Origin of the sequence: Mesorhizobium sp. M0771 (assembly GCF_040320155.1) — a bacterium.
In the GTDB taxonomy this organism is placed as follows: domain Bacteria; phylum Pseudomonadota; class Alphaproteobacteria; order Rhizobiales; family Rhizobiaceae; genus Mesorhizobium.
Genome location: NZ_JAMYPC010000006.1, coordinates 165,501 through 178,912 on the forward strand (window position 1 = coordinate 165,501; position 13,412 = coordinate 178,912).

At 62.2% G+C, this 13,412-nt stretch carries 15 protein-coding genes and 1 pseudogene; 7 read left to right on the top strand and 9 right to left on the bottom strand.

The window, feature by feature from the left end; translation table 11 throughout:
• Position 1: 1 nt before the first annotated feature.
• From urtD to NKI05_RS11905, 3 genes are all read left to right on the top strand, one after another.
• Positions 2–748 (top strand): urea ABC transporter ATP-binding protein UrtD, encoded by a 747-nt coding sequence (gene urtD, locus NKI05_RS11895; protein WP_023670934.1) that lies wholly within the window; start codon positions 2–4, stop codon positions 746–748.
• A 69-nt stretch (positions 749–817) separates the two neighbouring features.
• Entirely contained in the window at positions 818–1,513 is a 696-nt protein-coding gene (urtE, locus tag NKI05_RS11900; RefSeq protein ID WP_023815806.1) for an urea ABC transporter ATP-binding subunit UrtE, read from the top strand.
• Between the two features lie 532 nt (positions 1,514–2,045).
• Entirely contained in the window at positions 2,046–2,222 is a 177-nt protein-coding gene (locus NKI05_RS11905) for a hypothetical protein (RefSeq protein WP_023670936.1), read from the top strand.
• Positions 2,223–2,314: 92 nt separating this feature from the next.
• Here the strand turns inward: NKI05_RS11905 and NKI05_RS11910 are convergent, their stop codons facing one another.
• The 8 genes and pseudogenes from NKI05_RS11910 to NKI05_RS11945 all read right to left on the bottom strand — a co-directional run bounded on the left by NKI05_RS11910 (position 2,315) and on the right by NKI05_RS11945 (position 10,597).
• Entirely contained in the window at positions 2,315–3,460 is a 1,146-nt protein-coding gene (locus NKI05_RS11910; RefSeq protein WP_352792385.1) for a GGDEF domain-containing protein, read from the bottom strand.
• A gap of 315 nt (positions 3,461–3,775) precedes the next feature.
• Positions 3,776–4,579 (bottom strand): DUF72 domain-containing protein, encoded by an 804-nt coding sequence (locus NKI05_RS11915; protein WP_023815805.1) that lies wholly within the window; start codon positions 4,577–4,579, stop codon positions 3,776–3,778.
• 28 nt (positions 4,580–4,607) lie between these two features.
• Entirely contained in the window at positions 4,608–5,072 is a 465-nt protein-coding gene (locus NKI05_RS11920; protein ID WP_023688637.1) for a GNAT family N-acetyltransferase, read from the bottom strand.
• 34 nt (positions 5,073–5,106) lie between these two features.
• On the bottom strand, positions 5,107–8,028 hold the full coding sequence (gene uvrA / locus NKI05_RS11925) for an excinuclease ABC subunit UvrA (protein WP_023815804.1): 2,922 nt from the start codon (positions 8,026–8,028) through the stop codon (positions 5,107–5,109).
• Positions 8,029–8,811: 783 nt separating this feature from the next.
• Positions 8,812–9,033, bottom strand: coding sequence for a hypothetical protein (locus tag NKI05_RS11930; protein WP_245261915.1), 222 nt, complete (start codon positions 9,031–9,033; stop codon positions 8,812–8,814).
• A 146-nt stretch (positions 9,034–9,179) separates the two neighbouring features.
• Positions 9,180–9,789: pseudogene (locus NKI05_RS11935) on the bottom strand (ATP-dependent Clp protease proteolytic subunit).
• Between the two features lie 29 nt (positions 9,790–9,818).
• Entirely contained in the window at positions 9,819–10,286 is a 468-nt protein-coding gene (locus tag NKI05_RS11940; RefSeq protein WP_023696505.1) for an SRPBCC family protein, read from the bottom strand.
• Positions 10,283–10,597, bottom strand: coding sequence for an ArsR/SmtB family transcription factor (locus NKI05_RS11945; protein ID WP_023670944.1), 315 nt, complete (start codon positions 10,595–10,597; stop codon positions 10,283–10,285). Before NKI05_RS11945 ends, NKI05_RS11940 begins: the two co-directional genes overlap by 4 nt.
• 133 nt (positions 10,598–10,730) lie before the next feature.
• Between NKI05_RS11945 and NKI05_RS11950 the strand changes: the two genes are divergently transcribed.
• The 4 genes from NKI05_RS11950 (at position 10,731) to NKI05_RS11965 (ending at position 12,758) form a co-directional block, all read left to right on the top strand.
• Positions 10,731–11,132, top strand: coding sequence for a hypothetical protein (locus tag NKI05_RS11950; protein ID WP_023815803.1), 402 nt, complete (start codon positions 10,731–10,733; stop codon positions 11,130–11,132).
• 210 nt (positions 11,133–11,342) lie between these two features.
• Complete coding sequence (ssb, locus tag NKI05_RS11955) at positions 11,343–11,873, top strand: single-stranded DNA-binding protein (RefSeq protein WP_023715842.1); 531 nt, start codon at positions 11,343–11,345, stop codon at positions 11,871–11,873.
• Between the two features lie 37 nt (positions 11,874–11,910).
• Positions 11,911–12,309, top strand: a complete 399-nt coding sequence (locus NKI05_RS11960; RefSeq protein WP_023726685.1) for a DUF2306 domain-containing protein — start codon at positions 11,911–11,913, stop codon at positions 12,307–12,309.
• A gap of 23 nt (positions 12,310–12,332) precedes the next feature.
• On the top strand, positions 12,333–12,758 hold the full coding sequence (locus NKI05_RS11965) for an OsmC family protein (protein ID WP_023815802.1): 426 nt from the start codon (positions 12,333–12,335) through the stop codon (positions 12,756–12,758).
• A 10-nt stretch (positions 12,759–12,768) separates the two neighbouring features.
• Here NKI05_RS11965 and NKI05_RS11970 read toward each other — a convergent pair whose 3' ends face one another.
• Positions 12,769–13,398: a MarC family protein gene (locus NKI05_RS11970; protein WP_023670949.1), complete on the bottom strand. Its 630-nt coding sequence runs from the start codon at positions 13,396–13,398 to the stop codon at positions 12,769–12,771.
• Positions 13,399–13,412 lie beyond the last annotated feature (14 nt).

A 13,412-nucleotide genomic window follows, 5' to 3' on the forward strand; every position in this document is an offset into this window, starting at 1 on the left:
GATGTCGAAGTCCAACACCATCCTCTATCTCGACGGCGTCTCGGTCTCCTTCGACGGTTTCCGCGCCATCAACAATCTGTCGCTGGTGCTCGACAAGGGCGAGATGCGCGCCATCATCGGTCCCAACGGCGCCGGCAAGACGACGATGATGGACATCGTCACCGGCAAGACCCGGCCCGACGAGGGCGAAGTGTTCTTCGACGGCCAGGTCGATCTGACCCGGCACGACGAGGCGGAGATCGCCATGATGGGCATCGGCCGCAAATTCCAGAAGCCGACCGTCTTCGAAAGCCACAGCGTCGAAGACAATCTGATGCTGGCGCTGAAGGGCCCGCGCTCGATCTTTCCGGCGCTGTTCCATCGCCGCTCGGCCGCCGAAGCCAGACAGATCGACGACATCCTCGGCATCATCCGGCTGGGCGACAAGCGCCACGATCTGGCAGCCAATCTCAGCCATGGCCAGAAACAGTGGCTGGAGATCGGCATGCTGCTGGCGCAGGACCCGAAGCTGCTTTTGGTTGACGAGCCGGTCGCAGGGATGACCGATGCCGAGACCGAGGAAACCGCGCGGCTGCTCAAGGACATAGCGCGCGAGCATTCGGTCATCGTCGTCGAGCACGACATGCATTTCGTGCGCGAACTCGGCGTCAAGGTCACCTGCCTGCATGAGGGCTCGGTGCTGTCGGAAGGCTCGCTCGATTTCGTCTCGGCCGACGAGCGGGTCGTCGAAGTTTATCTCGGGAGATGAGCATGGTCTGGCGGGTGCAATTCCATCGCTTCGACTTTTCGTTCCTCCGCTTCTGGAGAAGTCGCTGACATGCTCGAAGTTTCCAACGCCACGCTCCATTACGGCGCTGCTCAGGCGCTGCGCGGTGTGTCGCTGACGGTGGGTGCCGGCAAGATCACCTGCGTGCTCGGCCGCAACGGCGTCGGCAAGACCAGTTTGATGAGATCGATCGTCGGCCACCACCGGCTGACGAGCGGAAGCGTTGCCTTCGAGGGGAAGGCGCTCGACCGGAGCGCGGCGTATGATCGCGCCCGGTCGGGCATCGCATTCGTACCGCAGGGCAGGGAGATCTTTCCGCTGCTGACGGTGCGCGAAAACCTGGAGTCCGGCTTTGCGCCGTTGAAGCGCGCCGACCGCAACGTGCCGGCGCATGTCTTCGAACTGTTTCCGGTGCTGAAGCAGATGCTGGGGCGGCGCGGCGGCGATCTCTCAGGCGGCCAGCAGCAGCAGCTCGCCATCGGCCGGGCGCTCGTCATGCGGCCGAAACTGCTGGTGCTCGACGAGCCGACCGAAGGCATCCAGCCCTCGATCATCAAGGACATCGGCCGCGCCATCCACTATTTGCGCGATCAGGCCGGCATTGCGGTGCTTCTGGTCGAGCAATATCTCGATTTCTGCCGCGAGCTCGCCGACGAGGTCAACATCATGGACCGCGGCCAGATCGTCCACACCGGCCCGGCCGAAGATCTCGACCGGGCGGACGTCAGGAAGTTTCTGACGGTTTAACGCAGGTCGACGGCTGCACGGATCGTACACGTCGAAGATTGGCTGAAATGCCCACAATCACTTCGTCATTCTAGGGCGGAGCCAAGGAGCGGAGCGACGCGCGCAGACCCTAGAATCCATGCCGCGACATCAGCCAAAGAGTGCCGCGATGCAGAACAAGATCGCTTCTGCGGCACATTGGCCATTCCACATTCTGCACCGTTAATGACGCTTCTTCGTCCCGGCATGGATCCCTGGGTCTTCGCTCCGCTTCGCGTCGCTACGCCCAAGGATGATGAAGTCGCGAAGGTCCGCACCCGTTGCGTCGGACTTTCGTCCGAGGCCGCCACACTCTGGCACGCCGAATACTACATGCTAGTCTTTCCTAGGCCTCGGTGAGTCGGCCGCTTCCGTATCAGTCTGGTTCTGTAGCAGATCGAGGGAATATGCTGGCTCAGCCTGCAAGTTCCACGCAAGCAAGCCACCCTAGCTTCCCTCGCAGTTCTGATTGTCGGTCAATGCGTTCAGATAATCTTGCCAGGAGAATAGGGCTATGGAACGGTTCGTCGAGGACCACCAGAAACGACGGCTGACAGAGCGTGTCGACATCATCACCGCCATCAACATTCTGCGCTCGCAAGGCTACCAGCAGGATGAGCTGATCGGCGAAATCACCAAGGTTTTCTACGTCGACCTCGACACTTACAACGAGATCGTCATAGCGGCCTAAAAGCGCGTCGCGCCTGAACGGCCTCATGCGACGCGCTTTGGGGTGTTGTTTTACGTGTGGTGAGGTTCAGGCCGGCTGAATATCAGCCCAGCCTACCCGGCGCGCCGGAAGGCGAGCACACGATTGCGGCCGCCGCGCTTGGCGCCGTAAAGCGCCTTGTCGGCGGCGCTGAGCACCTTGTCGAATTTGGTGCCGCCCTCGCTGCCGAAGGCGTAGCCGGCGCTGACCGTGCAGGAGAGCAGGCGGGTCTCGGTATCGATCCGGCGCATGGCAAAACTGGCCCGGATGCGCTCGGCTATGAATTCCACCTTTTCAGGCAAGGTGCGATCGAGCACCAATGCAAATTCCTCTCCGCCCATGCGCGCGGCGACATCGCCTGGCTGGAGATTGGCGGTCAAATCCTTGGCGAATAGTTTCAGCACCTCGTCGCCGGTGGCATGGCCGAACTCGTCATTTATGGCCTTGAAGCCGTCGAGATCGAACACGATCACGGCGGTGAAGGACCGGACCGGTGTTTTGCCGTGCAGGTCGAACAAAGCGCGCCGGTTGAGCAGTCCGGTCAGCGGATCGGTCAGCGCTTCGCGGCGATGATGCTGCGCCAAGCGTCCCTGGTTGAGCGCCAGCGAGAGCGCGCCGATGCCGGTCATGCAGGCGATGACGACGATGAGGCTGAAATCCTCGGCCCAGTTGCTCGGCGCATGGCCAAGCACCAGCCTGCCATCCCAGACAAGTGCACCGGAGCACAGCACGAAGGAAATTGCGGTGGCGGTGTAGAGCCCTGCAATGCCGAGGATCGGGGCCGGGAATTCCGTACGACCCTTCCAGTATTCATAGGCCGTCGCAAACAAAAGCAGCGCGGCGAAGGCATTCTCCAGCATGAAGCCCAGCCCGTCATAGCCAAGCGCCATCGGCGGCAAGGCGACTGCCAGCGAGACGCCGGCGCCGACAGCGATGCGCGGCAATGGCGAGCGGCCGGTCGTGAACTGATGGGCCGCGCCCAGCATGGTCGCGAAGCCGAGCAGCAGGAACGTGAAGCTGGCGAGGCCGAGCAGGCGTCCGGGCGCGTCGATATAGGCCTGGTAGGCGAAGGCGTCGGCGACGATCAGAAGCACGCTGACCGCCCAGGTCAGCAGGAATTTTTCCGAGCGCGCGGTAAGCCAAATGCCGAACAGCGTCAGGCCGAGGCAAGCGGCGGAAAACCCGACAGCCAACAGAAGGGAACTGTAGTCGAGCGACATGCCCTCGTCCTTGCGCGCGGCGGCCGGCCTCTAGAAAGGACCCGCACCGGATTTATGCAGGATGGAGGTATCGATAAGGTTACGATGCGCATAAGCTATCACGCTTCGGTTCATCGTAGCAATTCTGGGTTGAAACCCTTTTCAAGGGAAAGCGCTGACCGCTTTCCCGGGAAAACCGTTCCACACTTTTCCTGGAATTGCTCCTAATGCATGTCGCCCAGAAGTGTGCCGCGGTTCTGGGACAACGGCATGCATCAAGACAAAGACTTAAATCGCGTCGTATGAATCCGTTTCAGCGCGACGCGCTTTAACCGATCAGCTCACCCGCTTCATCAGCGCCATGGCGCCGAACGGCGCGCGCACCTTGCCCTCGGTGATGAAGTAGACGAACACGTCGCGCGGTTTCACCGGCGCGTCGAAAGTCGGATCGGCGCGCCGCAGATCTGCCGGCTGCTTGCCTTGCGCCCAGGTCTTCACCCGCGCTGCCCATTCGTCCAGGCCCTTCGGCGTATAGCAATCCGGATTGTCGTCGCTGCCGGTCTGCAGCCGCGCATAGATAAAATCGCCGGTGATGTCGGCGATACCAGGATATTTGGCATGGTCGGCATAGACGATCGCCGCCTTGTATTTGCGCGCCAGGCTCACAAATTCCGGCACGCTGAAACTGTCGTTGCGCACTTCCAGCGCATGGCGCAGCGCGACGCCATCCTGCTTTTCCGGCAGCAGCTTCAGGAAGGCCTCGAAATCGTCGGCGTCGAACTTTTTCGTCGGCGCGAACTGCCAAAGGATCGGGCCCAGCTTGTCGCCCAGCGCGGCAATGCCGGAGCCGAGGAAGCGCGTCATGGACTCGCCGGCTTCGCCAAGCACGCGCCGGTTGGTGACGAAGCGATTGCCCTTCAGCGAATAGACGAAACCGTCCGGCGCCTCGCCCGCCCATTTGACGAAGGTCGGCTCCTTGAAGCTGGAATAGTAGGTGCCATTGACCTCGATGCTCGGTACCTGGCGGGTGGCGTAACTTAGCTGTTTGGCCTTGGAAAGCTTGTCCGGGTAGAAAGACGTATCCCAGGGTTCGAAAGTCCAGCCGCCCATCCCGGCGCGGATTGTTCCTTGGCTGATCATCGTCTTCCTCCCAGTTCTAAAAATGCGGTCAGGCTATTTTTCCAATCGGTTTGATCATGTCGACCACGGTCCATCCGGGACGGTGGGGATTGGCTCGGCGGCCCGTTTCGTGGAAGCCATAGGCCGTATAGATCTCGATGTTCCGCTCCATGCGCGAATTGGTGTAGAGCCGCACCTCCGGCACACCCCATAGCCGCGCCTGTTCCTGGGCGAAGTCGAGCAGCGCGGTGCCGAGTTTCCTGCCCTGGAAAGCGGGGGAGACCGCGACGCTGAAGATCATCGCATGATCGGGATGGCGCTCAATAACGATCAGCCCGGCGAGTTCCGCGCCGCTCTCCAAGAGCCAGACCTCGCCACGCTCGATGCGTGGCGCATAGTCCTCGGTGACTGGGAGCGGCGGCGCGCCTAACAGGGGCGTGTAGTGCTCATAGGCGGTCTGCGTCAGCGAGACGACTGCGTCGAGATCACCGGCAAGCGCCTGTCGGACTGTCATTCAAAGCTCTCCAGGCGCCCGACCGGTCTGTCAGTTACTCCGCCGCTTCGCGCTTGCCTCCGGGCCGCCGCTCCAAAAGCTCCTTCAGGAACTGGCCGGTGTAGCTGCGCTTTTCGCGCACGATGGCTTCCGGTGTGCCCTGTGCCACCAGTTCGCCACCGCCATCGCCGCCTTCGGGGCCGAGGTCGAGCACCCAGTCGGCGGTCTTGATGACTTCGAGATTGTGCTCGATGACCACCACCGTGTTGCCCTGGTCGACCAGTTCGTGAAGCACTTCCAGCAACTTGGCGACGTCGTGGAAGTGCAGGCCGGTGGTCGGCTCGTCGAGGATGTAGAGCGTCTTGCCGGTCGCCTTGCGCGACAATTCCTTGGCGAGCTTGATGCGCTGCGCCTCGCCGCCCGACAGCGTCGTCGCCTGCTGGCCGATATGGATGTAGCCGAGGCCGACCTGCTTCAGCGTCTCCAGCTTGTCGCGCACCCCGGGCACGGCGGCAAAGAAATCGACGCCTTCCTCGACCGTCATGTCCAGGACGTCCGCGATCGACTTGCCCTTGAACACGACATCCAGCGTCTCGCGGTTGTAGCGCTTGCCGTGGCAGACGTCGCACGTGACGTAGACGTCGGGCAGGAAGTGCATCTCGATCTTGATGACCCCGTCGCCCTGGCAGGCCTCGCAGCGGCCGCCCTTCACGTTGAAGGAGAAGCGGCCCGGCTGATAGCCGCGGGCCTTGGCCTCGGGCAACCCGGCAAACCAGTCGCGGATCGGTGTGAAGGCGCCGGTGTAGGTGGCCGGGTTCGAACGCGGTGTGCGGCCGATCGGCGACTGGTCGATGTCGATGACCTTGTCGAGGAATTCGAGGCCCTCGATGCGGTCGTGATCGGCCGGATGCTCGCGCGAGCCCATGATGCGGCGCGACGCCGCCTTGAACAGCGTCTCGATCAGGAAGGTCGATTTGCCGCCGCCAGACACGCCGGTGACGGCGGTAAAAGTGCCGAGCGGGATTTCGGCAGTGACGTTCTTGAGATTGTTGCCGCGCGCGCCGACGATCTTCAGCCGGCGGTTTTTCTTGGCCTCGCGCCTGACACCGGGCGTGGCGACTTCGAGCGCGCCCGACAGATATTTACCGGTGATCGAGTTGGGATTGGCCATCACCTGCTGCGGCGTGCCCTGGGCGATGATCTCGCCGCCATGAATGCCGGCGGCCGGACCCATGTCTACGACATAATCGGCATGCAGCATGGCGTCCTCGTCATGCTCGACGACGATCACCGTGTTGCCGATGTCGCGCAGATGCTTGAGCGTGTCGAGCAGGCGGGCATTGTCGCGCTGGTGCAGGCCGATCGACGGCTCGTCCAGCACATAGAGCACGCCGGTGAGGCCGGAGCCGATCTGCGACGCCAGCCTTATGCGCTGGCTCTCGCCGCCCGACAGCGTGCCGGAATTGCGCGACAGCGTCAGATAGTCGAGGCCGACATCGTTGAGGAAGCGCAGGCGGTCACGGATTTCCTTGAGAACGCGCACCGCGATCTCGTTCTGCTGGTCGTTGAGATGTGGCGGCAGTTCGGTGAACCATTTGTCGGCGTTGCGGATCGACTGCTCGGTGACCTCGCCAATGTGTTTTCCGGCGATTTTGACCGCCAGCGCTTCCGGCTTCAGCCGGTAACCCTTGCAGACCGGGCAGGGCGTCGCCGACATGAAGCGCTCGATCTCCTCGCGCATCCAGGCGGATTCGGTTTCCTTCCAGCGCCGTTCGAGATTGGGAATGACGCCCTCGAACGTCTTGGTCGTCTTGTAGGAGCGCAGGCCGTCATCATATTGGAAGGTGACCTCGCGCTCGCCGGTGCCGCGCAGGACGGCTTCCTTGGCCTCTTCGGTCAGGTCTTTGAACTTGTCGCCGAGCTTGAAGCCATAGGCTTTGCCCAGCGCTTCCAGCGTCTGGGCGTAATAGGGTGAGGTCGACTTCGCCCACGGGCTGACGGCGCCGTCGCGCAGCGAGACGTTTTCGTCCGGCACGATCAGGCTGGCGTCGATGGCGCGCTGGTTGCCGAGGCCGTCGCAGGTCGGGCAGGCGCCGAACGGGTTGTTGAACGAGAACAGCCTGGGCTCGATCTCCGGAATGGTGAAGCCGGAAACCGGGCAGGCGAATTTTTCCGAGAACAGGATGCGCTCATGCGTCTCGTTCTTCGATTTGTTGACCGAGTCCTCGCCGGTCTGGCTGGCGTCGAGCGGCCGGTCGGCGAACTCGGCCACCGCCAGCCCTTCCGCCAGCTTGAGCGCCGTTTCGATGGAATCGGCAAGCCGTGTCGCCAGGTCGCCGCGCACGACGATGCGGTCGACGACGACATCGATGTCGTGCTTGTACTTCTTGTCCAACGCCGGCACATCGGCGATCTCGTAGAAGACGCCGTCGACCTTGACGCGCTGAAAGCCCTTCTTCTGCAGCTCCAGCAGTTCCTTGCGATACTCACCCTTACGGCCGCGCACGATCGGCGCCAGCAGGAAAAGGCGCGTGCCTTCCTCGACCGCCAGCACCCGGTCGACCATCTGTGAAACCGTCTGGCTCTCGATCGGCAGGCCGGTCGCCGGCGAATAGGGGATGCCGACGCGCGCGAACAGCAAGCGCATGTAGTCGTAGATCTCGGTGACGGTGCCGACCGTCGAACGCGGGTTCTTCGACGTGGTCTTCTGCTCGATCGAGATGGCCGGCGACAGGCCGTCGATCTGGTCGACATCCGGCTTCTGCATCATTTCGAGGAACTGGCGCGCATAAGCCGACAGGCTCTCGACGTAACGGCGCTGGCCCTCGGCATAGATGGTGTCGAAAGCAAGCGACGATTTGCCGGAGCCCGACAGGCCGGTCATGACGATCAGGCTGTCACGCGGCAGGTCGAGATCGACATTCTTTAGGTTGTGTTCGCGTGCCCCGCGAATGGAAAGGTATTTATGGTCGGCCATCGCCGGTCGCCGCCTCAGGTCTGGTGTCAGTGGGATCGGCGGGTTTTCCCGGCCATTCCCTATGTAGGTATTTTTGCCGCCACGTCGAGAGACGCCACACTTCTCGACCAAAGCCGTTTAACCGTCTTTCGCGCGAACGGGCAAGCGGAAAGAACAAAGACCGAACACGCTCCTGACAACGCTGTGCAGAAACTGACAAGGGTGTTTCAGAAACTGACCCTGACGTAAGCTCCCGACGATCACATTTTCCGTAACCGGCTATTCAAGGTTGACGCCGTCGAATCAGGGGCGCACTCTGCCGGAGTCAACGGAGCCGGCCGTCTTTGATGGCCTCGCCGCCCATAGCGGCCTGCGAGACGCCGCAGGTTTTTGCGATTTGTGCTTCGGATTGACACCAGTCGCAACGGACATAGGAGCGGAGCATGACGCCACCGGATAGTCCCTTGAGGCTCCACCTGCTAGTGGAGCCGCGGCGGGCATAAGTGCCAGGTAGTTTCAAGGCATTGGAGTGTATGCGTCCAAACGAACGCATCGCGTCAGTCCAACAAACCACCAGACAAACCGTGACCTGCCGAATCCCACAAAAATCAGAGACGGCTAGTCGGATCGTCGGCTGAATGCCGCGAAGCATCCGAAATCAAAGTCGGTATAACACTACCGGCAGTTTGGATTTGGAATCCAAAAAAAGCCCCGACCGTTAGCGGAAGCAACGGCGGGGCTGTTCTTTTGCGAGGAAGTCGTCGGCGCAGGCTTTCTCTCCCGTATAGTAGCTGGGAGAAGGGGCTACCGGCGCGGCGGCTTGATCCCACCCGTGCCGACATCGACAGTGATGCTGCCGGAAATCCTGACATCGGTGTCGCCGATCTTGAACGTGCCGTTCTCGACGGCAGGCAGCGCGTCGTCCGGCTCCGGCTGCGGCGCGGGCTTGGCGATGCGGTAGTCGCCGGCCACGCCGGGCAGGGCGCCTTTCCGCGACGTGCTGGTGCTGCCCCCGGCAAAGGCCATGCTCGATGTCGCCGCCGTGATGGCAATGGCTATGGTCAGTCTGTTCAGGTGGTAGCGCATGGCAAGACTATAGTGCCGCGCTCAAGGCGAGGCCAGACCAGCGGCGTTGAAATTGAGGGAACACCGGCCTGCATTCAATCCGCCGATCAGGCCGCTGCCTGCTTGCGGGTGTCGAAGACGTGGTCGACGAGGCCCCAGTCCTTGGCCTCCTTCGCGGTCATGAAGAAATCGCGGTCGAGTGTGCGTTCGACCTCTTCGTGGGTGCGGCCGCAATGGTGAGCGTAGAGGTCGGCCATGTGCCGCTTGGTGCGCAAAATGCCTTCGGCATGGCGCTGGATGTCGGAGGCCTGGCCCTGGAAGCCGCCCAGAGGCTGGTGCAGCACGATGCTGGCATTGGGCAGCGCGATGCGCCGCCCCGGCGTTCCCGCCATCAGCAGGAAGGAGGCCATCGACGCGGCAAAGCCCATGCACACGGTCGACACCGGGCAGCTGACATATTGCATCGTGTCGTAGATGGCGAAGCCGCTGGTCACCACGCCGCCCGGCGAGTTGATGTAGAGCGAGATCTCCTTGTCGGGATTGTCCGATTCCAGCGACAGGAGCTGGGCGCAGACCAGCGCCGACATGCCGTCATTGATCTCGCCATTGACGAAGATGATGCGCTCGCGCAGCAGCCGCGAGAAAATGTCGAAAGGCACGTTCGCCGCGGCTCGATTGCTCGATCACCATCGGCACCAGATTGGCAAAGCCGCTCATCTCATTGTCTCCGTTTTGATTTTTCCGGGTCAGGCAGCGCGCAGCAACAGGCGTGGCGCGTTGGCGGCGACAGGCGGTTTGGGCTTGTATGCGCGCAGCCAGAGCCGGCAGCCGGCGCCGGCCATCGCGACCGCAGGCGTCAGGACAAACCCGTCATGGACGATGCGCAGATGCGTGCCGCCGGAAACGGTGCGGGCGAGTGTGAAGGTGACGATGCTCTCCAGCTCCTCGCGGTTGGCGTCGCCGGAACGCTCGCGCCAGGAATAGCGCAGCAGGCGCCCCGGTTCGGCATCGAGCACTTCGCACTCGATCGGCTTCTCAGGCCCGGCAAAGGCAAAGCGGCTGCCGGTTTCCGGATTGATGTCGTTCGGCATCATCCATTCCGCCAAGAGGTCCGGCACGGTCAGTGCCCGCCACACTTTTTCCGGTGCGTCCGGCAGATCGCATTCGAAGGCGAGGGCATCCTTGGCGGTCTGCGTCTGCTTTTCGTCGGTCATTGGTCCATGTCCTTCAAAACGGCCTTCAGTCTTTCGATGCGCTCCGGCCAGAATGCGCGGTAGCGTTCGATCCAGCCGAGCAGCGGCTCGAGCCCTTGCGGATCGGCGCGATAGTAGGCGTTGCGGCCGGCGCGTCTTTCGCTGACCAGGCCTGCGCCGCGCAGCACGGCAAGGTGCTGCGACACCGCCGGCTGCGACACGCTCATGCCGGTGCGCAACTCCGACACGCTCATCTCGCCGGAAGTCAGCCGCTCGTAGACGGCGCGTCGCGTCGGGTCGGCCAGGGCGCGAAAAATCTCTGCTTCGATCATGGCAAAAGCATAAGTCGATACTTATCGATTTGGCAAGGGGTGTTTTGAATGCCGCGTATTGATTGGATCCTGCCGGGCCTCTAAGCCGTGGGGAACAAGATGGGCCGATCATCGCGAGGCAGGAGTAGTATTTATGAATTCCAACGTCGATCTTTCGTCCGCCGAGAACCTCAACGAGGCTCTGAGGCTCTATCGCCGCCTCGTACTCGGTATAGGAGCGATCGCCGTCATCGGTTTCGTGGCCGTGATCTTGTTGGCCAAGCTGGGTACGGCGCTATCCCCGCCATACGGGATTTACATCTTCGGCGAAGGATTGGGGACCTGGGGCCTGATCGCGGTGGTAGCGGCGCTCGTCGCTCAGGTGTGGTGGCACGGGCGCGCGATCGGGAAATTGCTGAATGACCCGGCTCTGAAATCTGAACCTGCAGTCGGGCTGATGTCGGCGCCAACCGTGATCGCACAGCGCGCCCATGGCATGGGCATGGAGTGGAGCGGCTTTTTCGGTCCGTTGCCACCAGCTAAAAAACGGCGCTGACGACACCGCTTCTCGCCCCTGCGTGTCAGCTAAATCCACGCGCCCGCGTCGGCGATTGCTGCCATTCCTTGACAATCCGTGGTTAACAGTATAGGAACGAAAAGGGAACAAAAACCTTGTGGGAAAAGCCAGCCGCGGCAAGCCAGGATTGTGCGCGGCCTGTAAGGTGAACGACTTGAAATTTGTTTCGGATGAGCACGGAGAAGTGTCATGGCGGGTAGCGTCAACAAGGTCATTCTGGTCGGTAACCTCGGCGCGGACCCTGAAATCCGCCGCCTGAATTCCGGTGATCCGGTCGTCAACATCCGCATCGCCACGTCGGAAAGCTGGCGCGACAAGAACTCCGGCGAGCGCAAGGAAAAGACCGAATGGCACAACGTGGTCATTTTCAATGACCAGATCGCCAAGGTCGCCGAGCAGTACCTGAAGAAGGGCATGAAGGTTTACGTCGAAGGCCAGCTGCAGACACGCAAATGGCAAGACCAGACCGGCGCCGACAAGTACACGACCGAAGTCGTGCTGCAGAAATTCCGCGGCGAGCTGCAGATGCTCGATTCTCGCGGCGAGGGCGGCGGTCAGGTCGGCAACTATGCCGGCGGCGGCGCGAGCCGTGGCTCGGATTTCGGCCAGTCTGGCCCCAATGAGAGCTTCAACCGCGGCGGCAATAGCGGTGGCGGCGGTTCCAAGGGCGGCGGTGGCGGCGGCTCGTCGCGCGAACTGGACGACGAAATCCCGTTCTGAGCTGACGATAGTCAGCGATATCTGAGGAGAGGGTGCGATGTCGCTCGGACCGCTTCTATCGGCGCGCCCTCCCATTCCATGGCACGCCTTCGCGGCCCTTGCCGCGCTGGCCGTTGGCGCTACGCAACTGGCGCTGCCGAAAGGCACGACGCGTCATCGTGTCGTCGGCTATGCCTGGGCGGCGCTGATGATGGTCGTCGCCATCTCCAGTTTCTGGATCCAGCAGATACGCCTCGTCGGTCCGTTCAGCCCGATCCATCTCTTGTCGATTTTAGTGTTGATCGCCGTGCCGCTTGCGGTCTGGCACGCGCATATGCATCGGGTCGCCAAACATCGCAGGGTGATGATATCGCTGTATGTTTTCGCCCTGATCGGCGCCGGCGTGTTCACGCTGCTGCCGGGGCGGATCATGCACACGGTCGTCTTCGGCCAGTGACGCTTTCTGAAAGGAAGATTGCCGTGAAAGCACGGATTAAATGGGTCGAGGAGCGCACCTTCGTCGGCGAGTCCGGCAGCGGCCACAAACTGGTGCTGGGGACCGCCCCCGGGCCGGAAGGCAAGACGCCAGGTCCGAGCCCGATGGAGCTGGTGCTGATCGGCACCGGCGGCTGCTCGGCCTATGATGTCGTCCACATCCTCGAAAAAGGCCGCGAGGCGATCGAGGACTGTGTTGTAGAACTCGACGCCGACCGGGCCGAAACCGACCCCAAAGTCTTCACCCGCATCCATATGCATTTCATCGTCACGGGCCAGGCGCTGTCGCGCGACAAGGTCCAGCGCGCCATCAACCTGTCGATCGAGAAATACTGCTCGGCCTCGGCCATGCTGGCCAAGACGGCTGTCATCACTCACGATTTCGAGGTCGTCGATACGGCGGTGGAGTAGGGGCTGCCGCTTACCCCGCCATCAGCGCCTTGATGCCATCCGCGACGAACTGAACCGCAAGCGCGGCCAGGATGACGCCGAGCAGGCGGGTTAGGATCGAGCGGCCGGTCTGGCCGAGGATGCGGTCGATGCGCTCCGACAGCACGAACACCAGATAGGTGATGGCAAGGCAGACGAAGATGATGCCGACCAGCGCCGCTTGTGCTGCAAAACCCTGAAACGAGCCCGACAGTAGCACAGTCGCCGAAATCGCACCGGGGCCGGCGATCAGCGGGATCGCCAGCGGGAAGGCCGCGATGTTGTGGATCATGTCCTTGGTGATGGCGACGTCGCCGATCTTCTCCTTGCGATCTTGGCGGCGCTCGAACACCATTTCGAAAGCGATGAAGAACAGCAAAAACCCGCCGGCGACACGGAAAGCCGGCAGCGTGATGCCGAACACCGACAGGATGGACGCCCCGGCCACCGCAAACAGCGCCATCACGAGGAAGCCGATGATCGAGGCGCGCACCGAAACCTGCTGACGTTCCTCGCGGTTCATGCCGCGTGTCACCGCGAGGAAGAGCGGCGCGAGACCTGGCGGGTCGATGGTCACCAGAATGGTGACGAAGGCGTTGAACAGGCTGTCGAAACTCGGCATCGCTGACCCCTCCC